Source organism: Streptomyces iranensis (assembly GCF_017874715.1).
In the GTDB taxonomy this organism is placed as follows: domain Bacteria; phylum Actinomycetota; class Actinomycetes; order Streptomycetales; family Streptomycetaceae; genus Streptomyces; species Streptomyces iranensis.
On the sequence record NZ_JAGGLR010000024.1, the window covers coordinates 159,893 to 176,511 of the forward strand.

General features: G+C 69.3%; 14 protein-coding genes. 7 read left to right on the forward strand and 7 right to left on the reverse strand.

All coding sequences use genetic code 11. The features are described from left to right. Positions 1–61: 61 nt before the first annotated feature. Positions 62–781 (forward strand): response regulator transcription factor, encoded by a 720-nt coding sequence (locus tag J2Z30_RS36680; protein ID WP_044567300.1) that lies wholly within the window; start codon positions 62–64, stop codon positions 779–781. Further along, positions 771–2,588 carry a sensor histidine kinase gene (locus J2Z30_RS36685; RefSeq protein ID WP_044567298.1) on the forward strand — a complete coding sequence of 606 codons (1,818 nt, stop codon included), beginning with the start codon at positions 771–773 and terminating at the stop codon, positions 2,586–2,588. Before J2Z30_RS36680 ends, J2Z30_RS36685 begins: the two co-directional genes overlap by 11 nt. Before the next feature lie 18 nt (positions 2,589–2,606). Here J2Z30_RS36685 and J2Z30_RS36690 read toward each other — a convergent pair whose 3' ends face one another. Both J2Z30_RS36690 and J2Z30_RS36695 read right to left on the reverse strand, forming a co-directional pair. Further along, positions 2,607–3,926, reverse strand: coding sequence for an MFS transporter (locus J2Z30_RS36690; protein ID WP_209468996.1), 1,320 nt, complete (start codon positions 3,924–3,926; stop codon positions 2,607–2,609). A 72-nt stretch (positions 3,927–3,998) separates the two neighbouring features. Continuing rightward, positions 3,999–5,195, reverse strand: coding sequence for a dipeptidase (locus J2Z30_RS36695; RefSeq protein WP_044567294.1), 1,197 nt, complete (start codon positions 5,193–5,195; stop codon positions 3,999–4,001). 504 nt (positions 5,196–5,699) lie between these two features. Here J2Z30_RS36695 and J2Z30_RS36700 point away from each other — a divergent pair. The 3 genes from J2Z30_RS36700 (at position 5,700) to J2Z30_RS36710 (ending at position 9,442) form a co-directional block, all read left to right on the forward strand. Continuing rightward, positions 5,700–6,770 (forward strand): oxidoreductase, encoded by a 1,071-nt coding sequence (locus J2Z30_RS36700; protein ID WP_044567292.1) that lies wholly within the window; start codon positions 5,700–5,702, stop codon positions 6,768–6,770. Positions 6,771–6,974: 204 nt separating this feature from the next. Then, positions 6,975–7,676, forward strand: a complete 702-nt coding sequence (locus J2Z30_RS36705; RefSeq protein ID WP_245388854.1) for an IclR family transcriptional regulator — start codon at positions 6,975–6,977, stop codon at positions 7,674–7,676. 335 nt (positions 7,677–8,011) lie between these two features. Next, positions 8,012–9,442: an amidase gene (locus J2Z30_RS36710; RefSeq protein ID WP_078956451.1), complete on the forward strand. Its 1,431-nt coding sequence runs from the start codon at positions 8,012–8,014 to the stop codon at positions 9,440–9,442. 141 nt (positions 9,443–9,583) lie between these two features. Here the strand turns inward: J2Z30_RS36710 and J2Z30_RS36715 are convergent, their stop codons facing one another. Next, complete coding sequence (locus J2Z30_RS36715; RefSeq protein WP_044567290.1) at positions 9,584–10,345, reverse strand: TetR/AcrR family transcriptional regulator; 762 nt, start codon at positions 10,343–10,345, stop codon at positions 9,584–9,586. 150 nt (positions 10,346–10,495) lie between these two features. Here J2Z30_RS36715 and J2Z30_RS36720 point away from each other — a divergent pair, with 150 nt between their 5' ends. Then, positions 10,496–11,731, forward strand: coding sequence for an FAD-dependent oxidoreductase (locus J2Z30_RS36720; RefSeq protein ID WP_078956450.1), 1,236 nt, complete (start codon positions 10,496–10,498; stop codon positions 11,729–11,731). 14 nt (positions 11,732–11,745) lie between these two features. Here the strand turns inward: J2Z30_RS36720 and J2Z30_RS36725 are convergent, their stop codons facing one another. The 3 genes from J2Z30_RS36725 to J2Z30_RS51135 form a co-directional block, all read right to left on the reverse strand. Beyond that, positions 11,746–12,543: a class I SAM-dependent methyltransferase gene (locus tag J2Z30_RS36725; RefSeq protein ID WP_044567288.1), complete on the reverse strand. Its 798-nt coding sequence runs from the start codon at positions 12,541–12,543 to the stop codon at positions 11,746–11,748. Between the two features lie 189 nt (positions 12,544–12,732). After that, positions 12,733–13,509: an alpha/beta fold hydrolase gene (locus J2Z30_RS36730; protein WP_044567286.1), complete on the reverse strand. Its 777-nt coding sequence runs from the start codon at positions 13,507–13,509 to the stop codon at positions 12,733–12,735. Positions 13,510–13,552: 43 nt separating this feature from the next. Further along, complete coding sequence (locus tag J2Z30_RS51135) at positions 13,553–13,687, reverse strand: hypothetical protein (protein WP_281062795.1); 135 nt, start codon at positions 13,685–13,687, stop codon at positions 13,553–13,555. A 73-nt stretch (positions 13,688–13,760) separates the two neighbouring features. Here J2Z30_RS51135 and J2Z30_RS36735 point away from each other — a divergent pair, with 73 nt between their 5' ends. Then, positions 13,761–15,032, forward strand: a complete 1,272-nt coding sequence (locus J2Z30_RS36735) for a cytochrome P450 (RefSeq protein ID WP_044567283.1) — start codon at positions 13,761–13,763, stop codon at positions 15,030–15,032. Between the two features lie 6 nt (positions 15,033–15,038). Here J2Z30_RS36735 and J2Z30_RS36740 read toward each other — a convergent pair whose 3' ends face one another. Next, the gene (locus J2Z30_RS36740) at positions 15,039–16,442 is read right to left on the reverse strand and encodes an MmgE/PrpD family protein (protein WP_052701172.1); all 1,404 of its coding nucleotides are present in this window, start codon (positions 16,440–16,442) and stop codon (positions 15,039–15,041) included. Positions 16,443–16,619: the final 177 nt, after the last annotated feature.

The following is a 16,619-nucleotide window of genomic DNA, read 5'->3' on the forward strand; positions in this document are numbered from 1 at the left end:
CCCTTGCCCAGGTGATGTTCCCCGCCTCCACCCGCCGCCGGTGTTCCTAAACTCGCCGTTCATGTGCGCATACGTGGTCGTCGCCGAGGACGACCGGAAGCAGGCCGAACTGGTCCGCCGCTATCTGGAGCACGAGGGCCACCGGGTGACCGTCGTGCACGATGGGCGAGCCGCGCTCGAATCGGTCCGGCGGGAACCGCCCGATCTGCTCGTCCTGGACGTGATGATGCCCCGGGTGGACGGCCTCGACGTGTGCCGTGTGCTGCGCGCGGAATCGGCCCTGCCGGTGCTGATGCTGACCGCCCGCTCCACCGAGGACGATCTGCTCCTGGGCCTGGACCTCGGCGCCGACGACTATGTGACCAAGCCGTTCAGCCCGCGCGAGCTGATGGCCCGGATACGCGCGCTGCTGCGCCGCAACGCCGCCATCACCGCCACGCCGCCGGAACCGGTGCTCACCGTCGGCCCCCTGACCATCGCCCCGGCACGGCACGAGGTCTCGATGCACGGCCGGCCGGTGGACTGCACACCCGGTGAATTCCGGCTGCTGGAGATGCTGGCAGCCAGTCCCGGCCACGTGTTCACCCGCCCCCGGATCCTGGAACGGCTGCACGGGTTCGACCGGTACGTCACCACCCGGACCGTCGACGCACATGTGATGAACCTCCGCAGGAAACTGGAGGACGATCCGCGCCGGGCCCGCTTCCTGGTCACCGTCTACGGCGTCGGCTACAAGCTCGTCAACGGGGCCACCGACGGAGAGTCCCACCGTGCGCCGTGACGTACCGCTGCGCCGCAGCCTGCTGCTGCGTCTGCTCGCGGTGTCCGCGCTGGTGTCCGCCTGTTCGGTCGCCGCGACCGCCTGGCTGGCCATCCGGACGACCGCGGTGGCCATCCGTGAGCAACGGGGCCAGGCCCTCGCCGACGACACCCGGATCTACGACAGTCTGCTCGGCTACGCGGCCCGCCACCCGCGGTGGGACGGCGTGGGCCCGACCGTACGCGCCCTGGCCCGGGAGACCGGGCACCGCGTCATCGTGATCAGCGACGGTCGGCGGGTCGCCGACTCGCAGTCCGCCGCGCGGCCCCCCTACCGGCCGCCCGACAAGGCGACCGCGGTCATCGACCCGCTGGCGGTCAGCCCCGATCTGCTCCCGGGCGCCGCCTCCGACCGGATCGATCCGCGCGCCGTCGGGCCGTTCAGGCTGAGCGAGGACGAACGCGCGCGATTGCGCCGCGCCGCGCGACACCGTGCCGCATGCCTGCGCACCGTCTTCGGTCAGGAGATGACCGTGGTGGAGGAGCCGAGCGGGCGGTCACGTGTGGCAACCGACGACTCCCGCGTCCCGGACACCCCGCGCTGTGCCTCCGCGACGCTCGACTCCGCCACCCCGACCGAGGCCAGGGCGCTGTCCGCCCTCAACGAGCTCGTCAACACATGCCTGTCCCGGCGCCACGCGGCCCAGGTGAAACTCGCCCTGGACGACTACGGGAGACCACGCGCCGAGCCACGCGCCGAGCCGCCTTCGCGGCCGCGGGGGAGGGACGCCGACGGCTCACTGGTCAGCTCGTGCCTGGCGAGCGGCCGCGCCCAGCAGCTCGCGCCGTACGTCGGGCCCGCGGCGGCGCTGTACGTCACCAGTCCGGGCCGGAGCGCCACCACCTTCTTCGACCTGTCCGCGGGCAACCGCGCCCGCATCGCGGGTGGCACCGTACTCGTCCTGCTGGTGACCGTCACCGCCACCACCCTGGCCGGGATCCGGCTGGTCCGGCCGCTTCGCGCACTGACCGACGCGGCGCAGCGCATGGCGGACGGGGAGGCCGGTGCCCGGGTGAAGGTCACCAGCAACGACGAACTGGGCCGGCTCACCTCGGCGTTCAACTCGATGTCGAGCCGACGTGACCAACTGGAGGCGGCACGCAAGGACATGGTCAGCGATGTCGCACACGAACTGCGCACACCGCTCAGCAACATCCGCGGATGGCTGGAAGGCGCGCAGGACGGTGTCGTACCGCACGGCGACCTGCTGGTGTCCTCGCTACTCGAAGAGGCGCTGCACCTCCAGCACCTCATCGACGACCTGCGGGACCTGTCCGCGGCCGACGCGGGCGAGCTGCGGCTCCACCTCGCGCCGGTCGACATCGCGCACCTGCTGGCACACACGGCCACCGCCCATCGCGCCGCGGCCGAGAACGCCGGTGTCGCCCTGCGGGTGGAGGCACCCGGCGACTGCCCGGAGATCGAGGCCGACCAGGTACGGCTGCGCCAGGTGCTCGGCAACCTGGTGGCGAACGCTCTGCGGCACACCCCGTCCGGCGGCACCGTGTCCCTCCGCGCCCGCCCTGCCGGTGGCGAGGTGCTGATCGAGGTCGCGGACACCGGCTCCGGCATCGCGGCCGACGAACTGCCGCACGTCTTCGACCGGTTCTGGCGGGCGGACAAATCCCGCAGCCGCCGGACCGGGGGCAGTGGTCTGGGGCTGTCCATCGTGCGCAAGCTGGTGGAATCGCACGGCGGGACGGTGACGGTGAGGAGCGCGGTGGGCGGGGGCTCGGAGTTCACGATCCGCCTGCCGCACACCCGCTGACCGGCCGGAGTATGCCGACTACCTGTTCGTCCCGAAGGGGGCGGGGCGCGGGCTGGTGGGCTTGTGGTCGTGTTCGTGTGGCCGGGGTGTGGTCGTCGTGTGGTTGCGGCTTTCGGGTAGTGCGGTGGTGATGATGACGAGTGCGATGGCTGCGATGGCTGTGATGTAGGTGCCGGGTGCCAGTTGCCCGAAGTGTTGGGTGAGGAGGGCTCCCAGGAGTGGGGCGGTGCCGCCGAATACGGCGTAGGCGGTGTTGTAGGCGAGTGCTGTGCTGGTGGTGCGGATGTGGGGTGGGACGAGTTCCACGGCCATGATGGTCGCCGGCATGCCGATGAGGGCGGCGGGGACGACGAGCAGGGTCTCTGCGGCCAGTGTGGTGAGGAGTGTTCCGCCGCCGGCGAGGATGTAGGCGGGTACGGAGCCCGTGACCGCGATGACCACTCCGGTGATCAGTAGTGGTTTGCGTCCGATGCGGTCGGTGAGGGCGCCGGTGAGGACGCACAGGCCTGTACACAGGAGGAGGGCGATACCGCCTGCGACGAGTACGGTGGTCTCGGTGAGGCCGCCGGTGGTCGTGAGGTAGGTGGGCAGGTAGCCCAGGAGGTTGTGGACGACGACGGCGAGTAGGGCGAAGACGGTGAACAGGATGAGGAAGAGGCGCCAGTCGCGGAATGAGTCCCTGACCGGGCTGGCCGAGGTCTCGCCGTGGGCTTCCAGGTTCCGGAAGGTGCTGGTCTCCTCGAGGCTGAGGCGCATATAGAGGCCGACCAGGGCCATGAGGCCTCCGAAGAGGAAGGCGATCCGCCAGGTCCATTCCGTATAGGCGTGCGGTGACGCCGAGTGGAGGGCGAGGAGCGCGAAGGCGGCGAATGCGGAGCCGATGAAGGTGGCGCTGCCCACGGCGCTGATCCACAGTCCGCGCCTGTTCGGAGGGGCTTGTTCCATGACGTAGGACGCCGCGCTGGTGTATTCGGCTCCCATTGATATCCCCTGGGCGAGCCGGCAACACAGCAGCAGCAGCGGGGCGGCGATCCCGGCTGTGGTGTAACCGGGCAGCAGCGCGATTGCGGCGGTCGAGATCGCCATGATCAGTACCACGGTGGACAGTGCGGTGCGCCGGCCAAGACGGTCGCCGATACTGCCGAAGACGGCGGCGCCGACGGGGCGGACCACGAAGGCGATGCCGTAGACGGCCAGGGTCGACAGGATCGCCAGGGTCGGCTTGTCCTCGGGGAAGAAGTGTTTGGCGATGATTGTCGCCGAGGAGCCGTAGATGACGAAGTCGTAGGACTCGACGGCGTGCCCGATCATAGCGGCGCCGAGAATTTTCTTTTGCACCACTGCTCCATGAGAGAAGGATTGGATGTTGCGAAGACGCTCCTGGCGTGAGTTGCCGCGTGTGTCAGCGATTCACCAGATCTTCTCGAGCACCCGTAGTGCGTTGCCGCCGATGACTGCGGAGATGTCCTTGTCCGAGTACCCGTGCTTGACGAGCCAGCGGGTGATGTTGCGGAAGCATTCGCCGGGGTTTTCCAACCCGGCTACGGATTCGATGGTTTCGAATTCGGGGCCGGACCGGATGGTGTCGGCGACTCCCCATTTGTGACTCATCACGTGGTGCAGGTCCAGGTGGTCTCCGAAGAAGGTGTCCGGACCGAACCCGACGTGTTCGATGCCGACCAGGTCGACGCAGTAGCGGAAGTGGTCCATCACGGACTCGATGGTGTGGCGGCGGTGCTGCGGGCTGACGGTGGTGTAGGGGGCCGCTTCGATGCCGATCATGCCGCCTGTCGCGGCGCAGGCGCGGATGACCTCGTCGGGTTTCATCCGCGCGGTGTTCCACAGCCCCCGTGCACCGGCGTGCGTGATCAGTACGGGCTTGTCGCTGGCCTCGATCACCTCGAGCGCGGTCCGGTCCCCGGCGTGCGAGAGGTCGATGGCGATGCCGAGCTGGTTCATCCGGCGGACCGCGCGCCGTCCGAGTGAGGTCAGGCCGCCGTCGCTCTCCTCCCGCAGCCCGCTGCCGAGGGAGTTCGCGTCGCTGTAGGCGATGCCGATCTGCCGGATGCCCAGTCCGTGGAGCACATCGAGCCGGTCGATCTCGTTCTCGATCAGTGCCGCTCCCTCGAGGCCGGCGACCACGGCGAGTTGGCCTTCGGCGTGCGCGCGCCGGATGTCGGCGACCGACTCGGCGCGGATGACGTAGTCCTGGTGGGCGAAGTCGCACCAGCGCATCCCCAGGTCGGTGATGACGTCGTCCCACTTCCACCCGTTCCGGGACTCGCAGGCCCCCCAGCCGAGGTTGTCGAACACGGCGTCCAGTCCGGACCGGCTCAGTCCCTCGTAGCCGTAGGCGAGGCGGGCCTCGCGGTTCCACTGGAGCAGTTCCGTCTTGGCCCGCTGGGGGAGGCGTACCGGGTGGTCGTGGAGCGATACCGCGATGTTGTCGGTCAGTAGGCGCTCGGCCCGAGCCTGTTCGTCGGCGGTCAGTCCGAGGTCGTGCTCCGGCAGCCGGTCCACATCGGCCGAGGGGGTGAACTCGGTGTAGTCCTTTCCGGCTTCCAGGTACGAGAAGGACCGGTAACCGGTGTAGCGCTTGGTTGCCATCGCGACTTCGCCTCCATGTGAGTGTGGGAGTACTGCTTGCGAAACGGCGTGCTGCCGGCGGGACGCGTGTGAGGGGCCCGTGCCGAGGCGAGGGCGGGGACGCCTGTGGCGTGCTCGGGCCGTGCGGCACCAAGGCCCCGGAGCGACGCGACTCGGCCTTGCTGTGACCGCGGCGGCGGTGACGGTGACCCGCCGGGCGATGCCCGCAAGGCCACGAGGCGCGGCTGGGTTCGGTGTCTGTCGTTCAAAAATGCGGAACGCCTGTGCTGCATCCCGGAACGAATCTGAACGGAGCGCGGCGGTTCTGTCAACCACCGCGCGGGACTCTTCGGCCGTTTTCCCTGCTCGCCGGGGCCGGCAACCGGCGATTGACGATTGCGCGACACCGGCCCTATCGTTCCGTATCCCGATACACTGTTCAGTCTGGCGGCACGAGGAGTCGTGTGGAGCCCGCGCCGACCCTCTCGCGGCCGTCAACTCGGAAGAAGCAGCGAGGTATAGCCGATGACGACGGCATCCATGGCCTGGACCCCGATTCGCCTCAGGGAGCTGTCGGTGCCCAACCGGGTATGGCTCTCACCGATGTGCCAGTACTCCGCGGACAGGTTCGGCGCCCCGACCGACTGGCACATCGCCCACTACGGGTCCCGGGCGGCAGGGGGTGTGGGCATGGTCATGGTCGAATGCACCGCCGTCGCTCCCGATATGCGCACCACGGCCCAGGATCTCGGGCTGTACACCGAGGACCAGGTGATCGGCCACCGGCGATTGGCGGACGCCATCACCTCCATCGGGTCGGTGGCGGCCATCCAGCTGGGGGTCGCGGGTCGCAAGAGCTCGCACGGCGTGCCGTGGGCGAACGACGGGACCCGGAACTCGATATCACCGGACGACGGCGGGTGGCAGTCGCTTGCGCCCTCCCCGGTCGCGTTCGCCGGTCTGGCCGTTCCGGCCGAGATGACCACGAAGGATGGAACGCGGGTGCTGGAGGACATCGAGCGGGCCGCCCGCAACGCCCATCGCGCGGGTTACGGGGCCATCGAACTGCATGGGGCGAACGGATATCTGCTCCACGAGTTCCTCTCGCCGCTGGCCAACCACCGTACCGACGAGTGGGGAGGCGACCCGGAGCGGCGGATGCGGTTCCCGCTGGAGATGGTGAAGGCAGTTCGCGCGGGCTGGCCGGAGGACAAGCCGGTCCTCGTCCGTTTGCCTGCCGCGGATCTGCTGGCGGGCGGTCTCACCACGGACGATATGGCCTTGGTCGCGACCCGCATGGGCGAGGCGGGAGTTGACATGATCGACCTCGTGACCGGCGCGCTCGTCCCGGAGGCCCTCCGGGTTGCCGAGCCCCTGCACAACGCCCAGTACGGTCCGCGCTTTCGTACGGCAGGAGTCCTCACGGCGGCGTCCGGCATGATTTCACAGGCGCGCCATCTCGATCAGGCGATCCCGGAGCTGGTGGACGCGGTGCTGGTCGGCCGGGCGATGCTGCGCGACCCCTATTGGGCGCTGCGCGCCCTCGACGCGGAGCCGCGCGCGTCATGGCCGAAGCAATACCATCGCGCGTTCTGACGTAGGCGCATCGCCCGCGGGCCGCCACCAGGTGTGATGGTACCGAAACGACGTCCGATGACCCCCTGGGGGTGTTACTCTGACCATGCCATGCGCACAGATCACTCGGCCGACGGCCCGGCCGCCCGGGGAAGCGCCGGCAGCAGCCCCCGCTCCTCGATGAACAGTGTGCTGAGCACCCTTCGCGTCTTTGAAGAAGTTGCCATGCGCCAGCCGATCGGTGTGTCGGAACTGTCGCGCGCGATGCACATTCCGAAGAGTTCTGCCCAGCGGTGCCTGGTGACGCTTCAGCAAGCCGGCTGGTTGAGGATCGTCGACCCGGAGCGCGTGCGGTGGGGGGTGACCACCAAGGCTCTCGTGCTCGGGTTGCGCAGCGCCGGCGAGCAGGATCTGCGGGAACTGGCAGGGCCGGTCATCAAGCGCCTCGCCGCCGAGACCGACGAGACCGTCCTCCTCGGCCTGCGCGACGGCGATGAGTACCTCCTCATCGCGCGGGAGGACAGCACACAACTCATCCGCGTGTTCCTGGAAGTCGGTACGCGCGTGCCGCTTCGCGCCAGCTCGGCCGGTTGCGCGATGATGGCGCGCATGGAACCGAGCGAGGTGGACGAACTCTTGAAGCCCGAGCTGGAGGAGTTCGCAGACACGCCGGTGCTGACTTCCGAGGAACTCCGGAAGGAGATCGTCCGGACGGTCAAGCGGGGATATGCGCTGGACATGTCGTCGTGGTACCGCCCCCACGTCTGCTCCATCGGAGCGGCAGTCACGAACGCCGCCGGACGGCCCATCGCGGCGGTCACGCTGGCGGTTCCGCAGATGCGTTACGTCCGCTCGCAGGAGAAGGCGTTGGCGCGCATGGTCGTCGCGGCCGCGGACGAGATCAGCAAGTTGGTCTCGTCCGCCTGACCGGCGAGTGGGCCGTGCTCGTCCCCTGTGTGCCCACGACGTAACGGTGTCCGGCGGCAGCCGACCGACGTCGATGACCACCACCCCACCCAAGGGGTGCCCCACGAACCACGCACGCAGCCCGGCGGTCGTACCTTCCGGGCCCGTGCTGCCGCATGCGCGGGATGGCGATCCGGTTCCGCGGCTCGACCTCACGGATACGGACCGGCGGGACAAGTCTTGACATGCGGATCGGCCCGTCCCTAGCCTGTGCTGTATCTAGACACGCTGTGCCGCAATCTGGCACACACGCCCACCGCTCCGAAGTGAACGCTGCGCCTTCCGGAACGGCGACGATGGGGATATTCGTGACTTCTTCAGCTGGCTCGGCCGTCGGCACATACGACCCGGTCACGTTCGCAGGACTGCGGTTCCACACGGCGGTGGAGCAGTTCCGCAGTGGCGCTGACACGCCGCGCGACTACCTGGAGCGCTGCCTTTCGAGGATCGCCGAACTCGAGCCGACCGTGCGAGCCTGGGTCGTGATCGAGGAATCGGGTGCGCGCGAGCAGGCGGACGCCAGTACCCGCCGCTACCGTCGGGGGGAGCCGCTCTCACCTATCGACGGTATGCCCATCGGGATCAAGGACGTGCTCGAAACGAAGGACATGCCCACCGAGTACGGCTGCGCCGCGTACGCGGGCAACTTCCCGAAGCGGGACAACGCCGCGGTGTGGGCACTGCGGCAGGCGGGCGCCGTCCTGGTCGGGAAAACCGTCACCACGGAACTGGCGGGCCCGGAACCCGGCCCGACGACCAACCCGTTCAACCCGAAGCACACGCCGGGCGGCTCGTCGTCCGGCTCGTCGGCGGCCGTCGGGGCGTCGATGGTGCCCGCGACGATCTCCACACAGTCCGGTGGTTCGCTCATGCGGCCTGCGAGCTTTTGCGGAAACTGGGGTCTGAAGCCGTCACGCGGAGCCATCAACCGCGGTGAACGGCAGACCGCGAGCACGACGGCCCACGGCGTGGTGGCGGCGTGTCCCGAGGACATGTGGCAGGTGGCCATTGAGATCGCCCGTCGTGTGGGCGGCGACCCTGGTTGGCCGGCGTTGCGCGGGCCCGCCACGCCGCCACCGGCCCGAAAGCCCCTCACCCTCGCCGTCATGGAGACCGAAGGCTGGGACCGTCTGGACGAGCGGAGCCGTGAGGCGTTCGACCGGGTGACTCGACAGATCGAGGCCCGCGGCGTGACTGTGCTCCGCCGAGGCGACGAACCACTGATCGAGCGATTCGAGCGGGCACTGGTCGGTGCTGCCGAGTTGACCAGCCTGATCCTCGCACGCGAGCATCTGTGGGCCTTCCGCGACCTGGTAGAGGCGCACCCGGACCGCATCAGCGCGCGAAGCAAACGCTTCTTCATCGAAGCCGCGGAGAGGCTCGGTGCGGCAGGCTACGAGCGGGCGTTGCAGGACCGCGAAGTCGTGCAGGCGGCTTTCGCGGGTCTGGGCAGCGTCGTGGACGCCGTCGTCGCGCCGACGTCCACCGGCTCGGCGCCGCAGTGGCTTGGCGATGTCGCCGGAGAGCCGCCGGCGCGGTGGCCGACCGGAGACCCGGTATTCAATACCCCGAGCTCGCTCTTGGGCGCACCTGCCGTGAACGTTCCGCTCATGGCGGTCGGCGGGTTGCCCTTCGGCCTTCAGGTGATGGGGCAACCGGGCACTGATGCCCGCATGGTCGCTGTCGCACGCTGGCTGGGTGAGGCCATCGCGCCGGTCATCGCCTGACACGGGCGAACTCGCAGTCCCGGAACGTGGAGGGCCCGCCGCGAGGCCGTGGTCCGGCGCGGCTGGCGCGTCGGCACGCACGCCTACGGCGACCGCGCGGTCCGCGTTCCACGAGGTCGGCCGCGTCTCGGGCTGCGGCGTTCATCCGGCGGTGTCGGATGCCGGTGTCGGCCGGGGCTGGGGCTGGAGCTGGGTGAGGTTGTCCAGCATCAGTCCCAGGGTGAACTCGAACCGGTCGTGTCCGGTGCCGGAGGTCAGCTCAGCGGCATAGCGTCGGGTCTGCGGAAACGTGTCGGCCGGCAGCGCGGTGAACCGGCGGATCAGCTCCTCGCGGCCAAGGACCCACTCCTGGTCCGGGTGTCTGCGCCGCTGCTGGACCAGCGACTGCTCCAAGGCGTAGGCGCTGACGTAGAGGGACAGTGCATCGAGCACCCAGGCGGCGTTCCGCGGTTCGATGCCGCCGGCGAGCAGGATCGCCAAAAGCCCTTCCTTGACCCGCAACGTGGAGAGGTTGGTCGGGACCGCGCCCAGCGCGGCCCGGGAGACTCCGGGGTATTTCAGGTATTGGTCGCGGATCTGCGCGTACACGCCGAGGGTCTGCTTGCGCCACTCGGCCGGGTCCGGTTCGGGCAGCACGACCTCGGAGCAGAGCCGGCCGACGAGCAGATCGTCGATGTCCTCTTTGCTGACGATGTGCGCGTACAGCGACGACGGCCCGGTGCCGAGCACCGCGGCGACTCGACGGATGGTCAGTGCGTCGTAGCCCTCGGTGGCCACGACTTGCAGGGCGGCGTCGGTGATCCGGTCCACCGTGATGGGCTTCTTGCGTGGTGACGCCGCTGAGGGCTCCCCAGCGGGCTGGGCGTGACGAGCTGCTCGGCGTTGCCGGGGATCGGAGGGCATACCGATCACTATAGCTGCTTGACACGATCTAAGTTCATTGAGTAGAGCTTAGATCGTGCAGGACGAACTAAGTTCGTATCCGCGTGGTTCGCGTACCCCCCTGACTCAGGTCCTGGGCAGGGTTCGGAAAGTCCGTTCAGGAGGTGTGTGATGCGAGTTTCCGTGATCGGAGCCGGTCTGGGAGGTCTGTGCTTGGCACAGGGTCTGCGTGGCGCCGGGATCGAGGCCGACGTGTACGAGCGGGACCCGGCGATCACCGCGCGGTTCCAGGGCTACCGGCTCGTGCTGAGCCCGGTGGGGTTCGAGGCGCTGCGTGGCTGTCTGCCGCTGCGCTGGCACCCGCTGCTGGACGCGATCGTCGGTGACGCCTATGCCGGGCAGCTGATCCTGGACCCGCAGCTGAACCAGATCGGCGAGCTCGGCCCCGGTAGGACCGGCATCGTGATCGACCGGCAAGTGCTGCGCCACCTGCTGCTGACCGGACTCACCGTGCGCACCGGGGCCGCGCTGACCGGCTACGACGTGCTGGACGACGGCAAGGCCGAAGCCCGGTTCGCGCACGGCGCCCCGACCACCGCCGATCTGCTCGTCGGGGCGGACGGGGTCGGCTCCGCCGTCCGCGCGGTGCTCTCGCCGCAGACCACCGCGACCGACACCGGCACCCGGTTCGTCATCGGCCGTACGCCGCTGACCGAGCGCTTTGCCGCCCTGGAGCCGGCCTTCGGCTCGAAGATCGCCGGGGACGAGGTGAGCCTGATGCTCGGAGCGATGCGTTTCCGTACCCCGCCGAAGCAGGCCGCCGAGGAACTGGCACCCGAGGTGACCCTCCCCGACATCCGCGACTACGTGCGCTGGGCCATGCTCCTGCCACCGAACGGCTCGCTCGGCGCCCCAACCGCGCAGGAGGCCGTGCTGTCCAGGATGGAGGGCTGGCATCCGGACCTGCGGGCGCTCATCGAGCAGGCCGACCCGGACAACAGCACCCTGCTGCCCATCCGGGTGGTCGAGCCCCGCGAGCGCTGGACGCCCGGTCCGGTCACGCTGCTTGGAGACGCCATCCACGCCACCTCCCCGACCGGCGGCAACGGTGCGAACACCGCCCTGCGCGATGCCGACCTGCTGCGCCGCTGCCTGATCGAGGCCGTCGAGCGACGCCAGGACCTCCTCGGCGCGGTCGGCGACTACGAGCGGCAGATGTTCGAGTACGGGGGCGAGGCCGTGCGCCACAGCCTCGCCGCGCTACCCGCCTTCGTCCCGAACCCGGAACGACGCATACGGGGGAGAGGGCGCAGGAGGGCGGCCAGCGGCGTGCGGTCTGGCCAGGTGAGCGGCGCTGGGCGGCCCGGGGGTGAACCGCCGGACTCACAGGTCGCTGTCGAGCGCTGAACCATTCACGCGAATCATCCGCCGGTGCGGGTGGCAGCGACGGCCAGGGTCGCGTACCGCATGGGGAAACTGCCGCCGTACGTGTCGACCGCGTCGCCCATGGCGGCCAGAAGTTCCTCGCGTCTGCCGGATGGGAGCCGGGTGTAGGCGCTCAGTGTGGGAAGGACGTCGAGCCATTCGTCGCGGGTGTAGGTGCGCTCCCAGTCGAAGCGCAGGAAGTCCGGTTCGGCGAAGCCACCCGCTTCCCGGATGTTGTCGCCCGCTTTGGTGACGCTCCTGGTACAGGACTCGAATGTCGAGGTGGAATTCTTGAGGAGCGTGGTGTTTTCGGGGAACATGCGCCGGTTGATCTCGAGGAACGCCTGGGCGAGTTCACTTGGGGTTTCGCTGGCGTTCCAGAAAATGGTGAGCCGGCCACCGGGGCGCAGGGCGGTCGCTGCCTTGGCCGCGCCGGCCAGCGGGTCGATCCAGTGCCAGGTCCGGCCCGCCACGACGGCGTCGAACAAGCGGCCGGCGGGGTCCCAGGCCTCAAAGGTGGACACCTCGACGTCGAGCCCGCGCGAGCGGGCGTAGGTGGCCGAGCGCTCGTCGGGTTCGACGCCGAGGACCCGGCAGCCGGTCTCCTGCAAAAGGCGGGCGACGACGCCGGTACCGCAGCCGACGTCGACCGCGGTGGCCGGAGCGGAGCTGGTGATGGCATCGATCAGGGCCGGGGGAAAGCTCGTACGGGCGCGGTCATAGCGCTCGGCGTCGGCGCCGTAGGACTCGGCCATCGCTCGGTGCCGGTGGAACATGCCGCTCGAAGTGGACATGCGCACACGCTAAGGGCCGCATGCGCGCCGGTCAACGGCGACGATCTCGTTCTGCCCGTCGGTAGCGTCCGACCAGAACGGCCAGGCGGCGGTTGGGCGTTGACGGCCGCACCCGTGGATACCTCTCGTCTCCTTGCGCAGGGATCCTGGATTCCGCCCTCGTAGGCGTGCGTGTCGCGGCGACGGGGTTCACTTGAGGAAATCGGCCGCCCGCTCGCCCCATGTGCGGAGGTCGGCGCGGGTCTCGGACACGTGCAGGGTCGAGCCGGGGATCGTGGCGGCGAGCTTCTCCGACAGGGACACCGGGTGGCCCGGGTCGTCGGCCCAGGCGAGGATCAGCGTCGGCTGGGTGATCCGCGCGATGGTGTCCAGCGGTGGCAGGTCGCTGATGCCCGCCCCGAGCAGGACGGCCGGGAGGAATTCGGCCGTGACGTCCGGGGTGGGCGGAAAGCCCTCCACCTCCGCGAAAACGGCCGGAACCGGGGCTTTCGCCAGCACCTTGACCAGGGCCTCCACCCCTTTCTGCTGCGCGTAGTCCGCCAGCTGCCGGTACACATCGCTCTGCGCGGCTCGTGCCTCCCAAGCCGTCGGAGGCGCGGTGAGGACGAGCCGGTCGAAGCGCTCCGGATCGGTCGTCACGGCGTGCAGCAGCGCTCCGGTGCCCATCGAGCAGCCGATCGCCGAGACGGGCGCGGCCGGGGAGAAGTGCCGGACGAGCTCGACCATGTCCTCGCCCTGCGACTTCCACGAGTAGTCGGCCGGGTCGCCGGTCCCTTCGGACTCGCCGTGGCCACGGGCGTCGTAGGAGATGAGGCGGCGGCCCGCGGAGGTCACCACGGAATAGTCGGTCAGGTTCGCCCGCCGTTCGGAGGCCCGGCTGCCGCACAGCCCATGGGCGGTGAGGACGACCGGGCCGGAGCCCTCGTCGGAATAGGCGAAGCGGATTCCCCGCAGACTTACCGTCACTGTTCTGCCTTTCGAGTGTCGGCCACCCCCGTCGAGGACGATCTTAGAGCGCGGTGAGAAAGGCGCGGATGCCGGAGAACCGGAACCGGATCCGGAGGTTCGGCTGGTCGGCCGCTCGCGCGATCGGGTCGCGGATGAGCCTGCCCGCAGGTCTCCCCAGACGTCGGACTTGCATCATGCAAGCAGCGTATACAGTGCAGTTGCGACAGATGTGATCATCATCGGCCAGGTAGCAAGGAGGCTCATCCCCCGTGAAGGCCACCCCGCGGAACACCAACCTGCAGCGGCCGATCCCGCCGGAGATCTTCGAGCGCAACGGCTGCCCCTTCGACCCGCCCGCCGCCATGAAGGCCTTACACGACCGGGGCCCGGTGACCCGGATCGACCTGCTCAACGGTGCCCACGCCTGGATCGTCTCCGGCTACGAAGAAGTGCGCGCCGTACTCGGCGACGCCCGCTTCAGCTCCGACCGCCTCCGCTACCCGAGCACATTGAGCATGTCACCCGAGGAAGTGGCCGACCGCCAGGCCCAGCCGGGCGGGCAGTGTCCCGCCGCCCCGCAGGAGCGCAAGGACGGCATGTTCATCTTCATGGACGCGCCCCAGCACCCGCGGCTGCGGCGGCTGTTGTCCGGCCAGTTCACCGTCAAGCGCATGAAACACCTGGAAGACCACGTCCGCGAACTCGCCGTGCAGCTCATCGACGTGATGCGGGCCGACGGCACGCAGGCCGACCTGGTCAAGGACTTCGCGCTGCCGCTGCCGTCACTGGTGATCTGTGAACTGCTCGGCGTCGACTACGCCGACCGTACCGAGTTCCACCACCGCACCGCGATCGCCCTGGACCTGTCACGCCCCAGCGAGGAACGCCGGCAGGCCAGCGGCGAGCTGCGCCAGTTCATGGCCAGACTGGTGGGCGCCAAACGCAGGCACCCGGGCGACGACATCATCTCCGGACTGATCCACGACGACTACGACCCGCCGCTGACCGACCGGCAGCTGGTGGACATCGCCACCACCCTGCTCAGCGCCGGCCACGAGACCACCGCCAACATGCTCGCCCTGAGCGCCTTCGCCCTGCTGGAAAACCCCGACCAACTTGCCCGCGTATGCGACGACCCGACCGTGCTGGACAACGGCGTCGAAGAACTACTGCGCTACCTGTCGGTCTTCCACAATGGCCCGACACGGTTCGCCACCGAGGACCTGACCGTCGGCGACGTCACCATCCCGGCCGGCGACACCGTCGTCATGGCCGTACCGGTGGCCAACCGCAACGAGCAGCGCTGGCCCGAGCCCGATCGTCTCGACCTCACCCGCCCCCGAACGTCCCACCTCGCCTTCGGCCACGGCGCCCACCTGTGCCTGGGCCAGCAACTCGCCCGGGTCGAGCTGCGCACGGGCCTTGCGGAGCTGATCACCCGCCTGCCAGGGCTCCGGCTCACCACCCCGGCGGGCGAGATCCCACTGCGCGAGCAAATGGTCGTCTACGGCGTTCACTCGCTGCCCGTCGCCTGGAACTGACGGATGTCAACGCTCGGTCGAGGTTCGGTCGGTGAGTTCGCGGATTGATCCGAGCGTCTCGATGCGCTGCACCAGGCCGATGATTTCGTCGGTGCGGTCGGCGCCGAGGACGGGGCTGACGAGGCCGACGAACTTGGCTTTCAGCGTCTCCCACTGGCGGGGCAGCTCGTTGTCGGGCTTGACGGCCAGCGCGTTGACGCGCGCCTTCAGCTCCTCGCCGTCTCCGAGTCGTACCCGGACCTCGGTCGGCATGGTGATGTTGCGGACATGCGGGACCGGTGTGACCCGGACGCGACCGCGGAGGGCGACCATGGTGGGGTCCTGGATCCTCTCTTCGGTCAACGCGGAGGGTCCCGTCGCGCTTCCCGCGAGGGCCAGCGCCGCGGCGTAGCGGATGCTGAACATCCCTTCGACGCTGGTCCGGGGTTCCGCGATGTCGCACACCTCCAGGTGCTGGGCGGAGACGAACACCTCGGCTTCGTCGACATCGTCGGCGGAGAACGCGTGCTGCTCCCTCAGGAGTTGGAAGCCGTCGATCGCGGAGTGGGTGGCGCCGCACAGCGCGTGCGGCTTGAACACGAGCCACTCGACGGCCAGCCGCCGGCGCAGCGACGTTCCCGGGCCCGTCGGGTCGAAGTCGGCGGGCCCGTTGTTGTGCGTGGCGGCGAATCCCTGCGGCGCCTCAAGAATGGTGGTGTCCCCGGTGTAGCCCGCCTCCGCCAGCCGGGCCGACAGGATTCCGACCGCTGCCGCGTTCCCGACGTTCAGGTGCTTCGACATGGTCCCGAAGCTCGCCCGCAGGCCCGACGCCTGGGTTCCGGCGATCCCCAGCGCGTGCCGCAGCCGCGGCGGATCCAGCTCGAGAAGGCGGCCCGCGCCCATCGCCGCGCCGAATGCGCCGAAGGTGCTGCTGCCGTGGTAACCGCGGTCGTACGAGGCGCTGCCGCACGCGGCGGCGACCATCTTTCTGGCCTCATAGCCGAAGAGCATCCCCTGGATGGTCGTCGGTCCGTCCTTGTCCAACTCCTCGGCCAGGGCGAACACCGCGGGAAGGACGACGGCCGACGGGTGGCCGCCGATGCTCATGTCGTCGTAGTCCAGCGCGTGGGCGGCGATGCCGCCCGCCAGCGCGGCCTGACGCGCGGTCAGCCGGTGCGGAGTGCCGATCACCTGGGCCGTGGGGCTGCCGCCCTCGGCCGTCAGAAGCTGTTGGATCGCGCGGGCCGACGGCTCCTGTGCCCCGGCGATGCTGACCCCGAGCCAGTCGAGCACGGCATGCCGCGCTCGCTCGATCACCCGCTCGGTCAGCTCCCGAGATGAGATCTTGCCGACCTCGGACACCAGGTGCTCGGTGTAACCGGTCTCGGCCTCCGAGGGGGCGGCGGCTGTGGTCACTTTCCGGCCGGTCATCGCTTCCACTCTCTGTCGCTCCGCTCTGCCCGGTGGGCTTGTCTCACGTCGGCCACTCGACGTGGTGGAGATACCAACAATTCATGTACGGCCAATCGTATTTGAGTATGTGATAGGTTCGTGCCCCCCGGTCGGCGATGTGCTCCGCGCGGCTCAACGCGAAGCCGCGTTATGGAA

Coding starts and splice junctions, on each gene's coding strand:
- J2Z30_RS36680 (WP_044567300.1), top strand. CDS start 62: ATGTGCGCATACGTGGTCGTCGCCGAGGACGACCGGAAGCAGGCCGAA.
- J2Z30_RS36695 (WP_044567294.1), bottom strand. CDS start 5,195: ATGGCAACCAAGCGCTACACCGGTTACCGGTCCTTCTCGTACCTGGAA.
- J2Z30_RS36700 (WP_044567292.1), top strand. CDS start 5,700: ATGACGACGGCATCCATGGCCTGGACCCCGATTCGCCTCAGGGAGCTG.
- J2Z30_RS36705 (WP_245388854.1), top strand. CDS start 6,975: ATGCGCCAGCCGATCGGTGTGTCGGAACTGTCGCGCGCGATGCACATT.
- J2Z30_RS36710 (WP_078956451.1), top strand. CDS start 8,012: ATGGGGATATTCGTGACTTCTTCAGCTGGCTCGGCCGTCGGCACATAC.
- J2Z30_RS36715 (WP_044567290.1), bottom strand. CDS start 10,345: ATGCCCTCCGATCCCCGGCAACGCCGAGCAGCTCGTCACGCCCAGCCC.
- J2Z30_RS36720 (WP_078956450.1), top strand. CDS start 10,496: ATGCGAGTTTCCGTGATCGGAGCCGGTCTGGGAGGTCTGTGCTTGGCA.
- J2Z30_RS36725 (WP_044567288.1), bottom strand. CDS start 12,543: ATGTCCACTTCGAGCGGCATGTTCCACCGGCACCGAGCGATGGCCGAG.
- J2Z30_RS51135 (WP_281062795.1), bottom strand. CDS start 13,687: ATGATGCAAGTCCGACGTCTGGGGAGACCTGCGGGCAGGCTCATCCGC.
- J2Z30_RS36740 (WP_052701172.1), bottom strand. CDS start 16,442: ATGACCGGCCGGAAAGTGACCACAGCCGCCGCCCCCTCGGAGGCCGAG.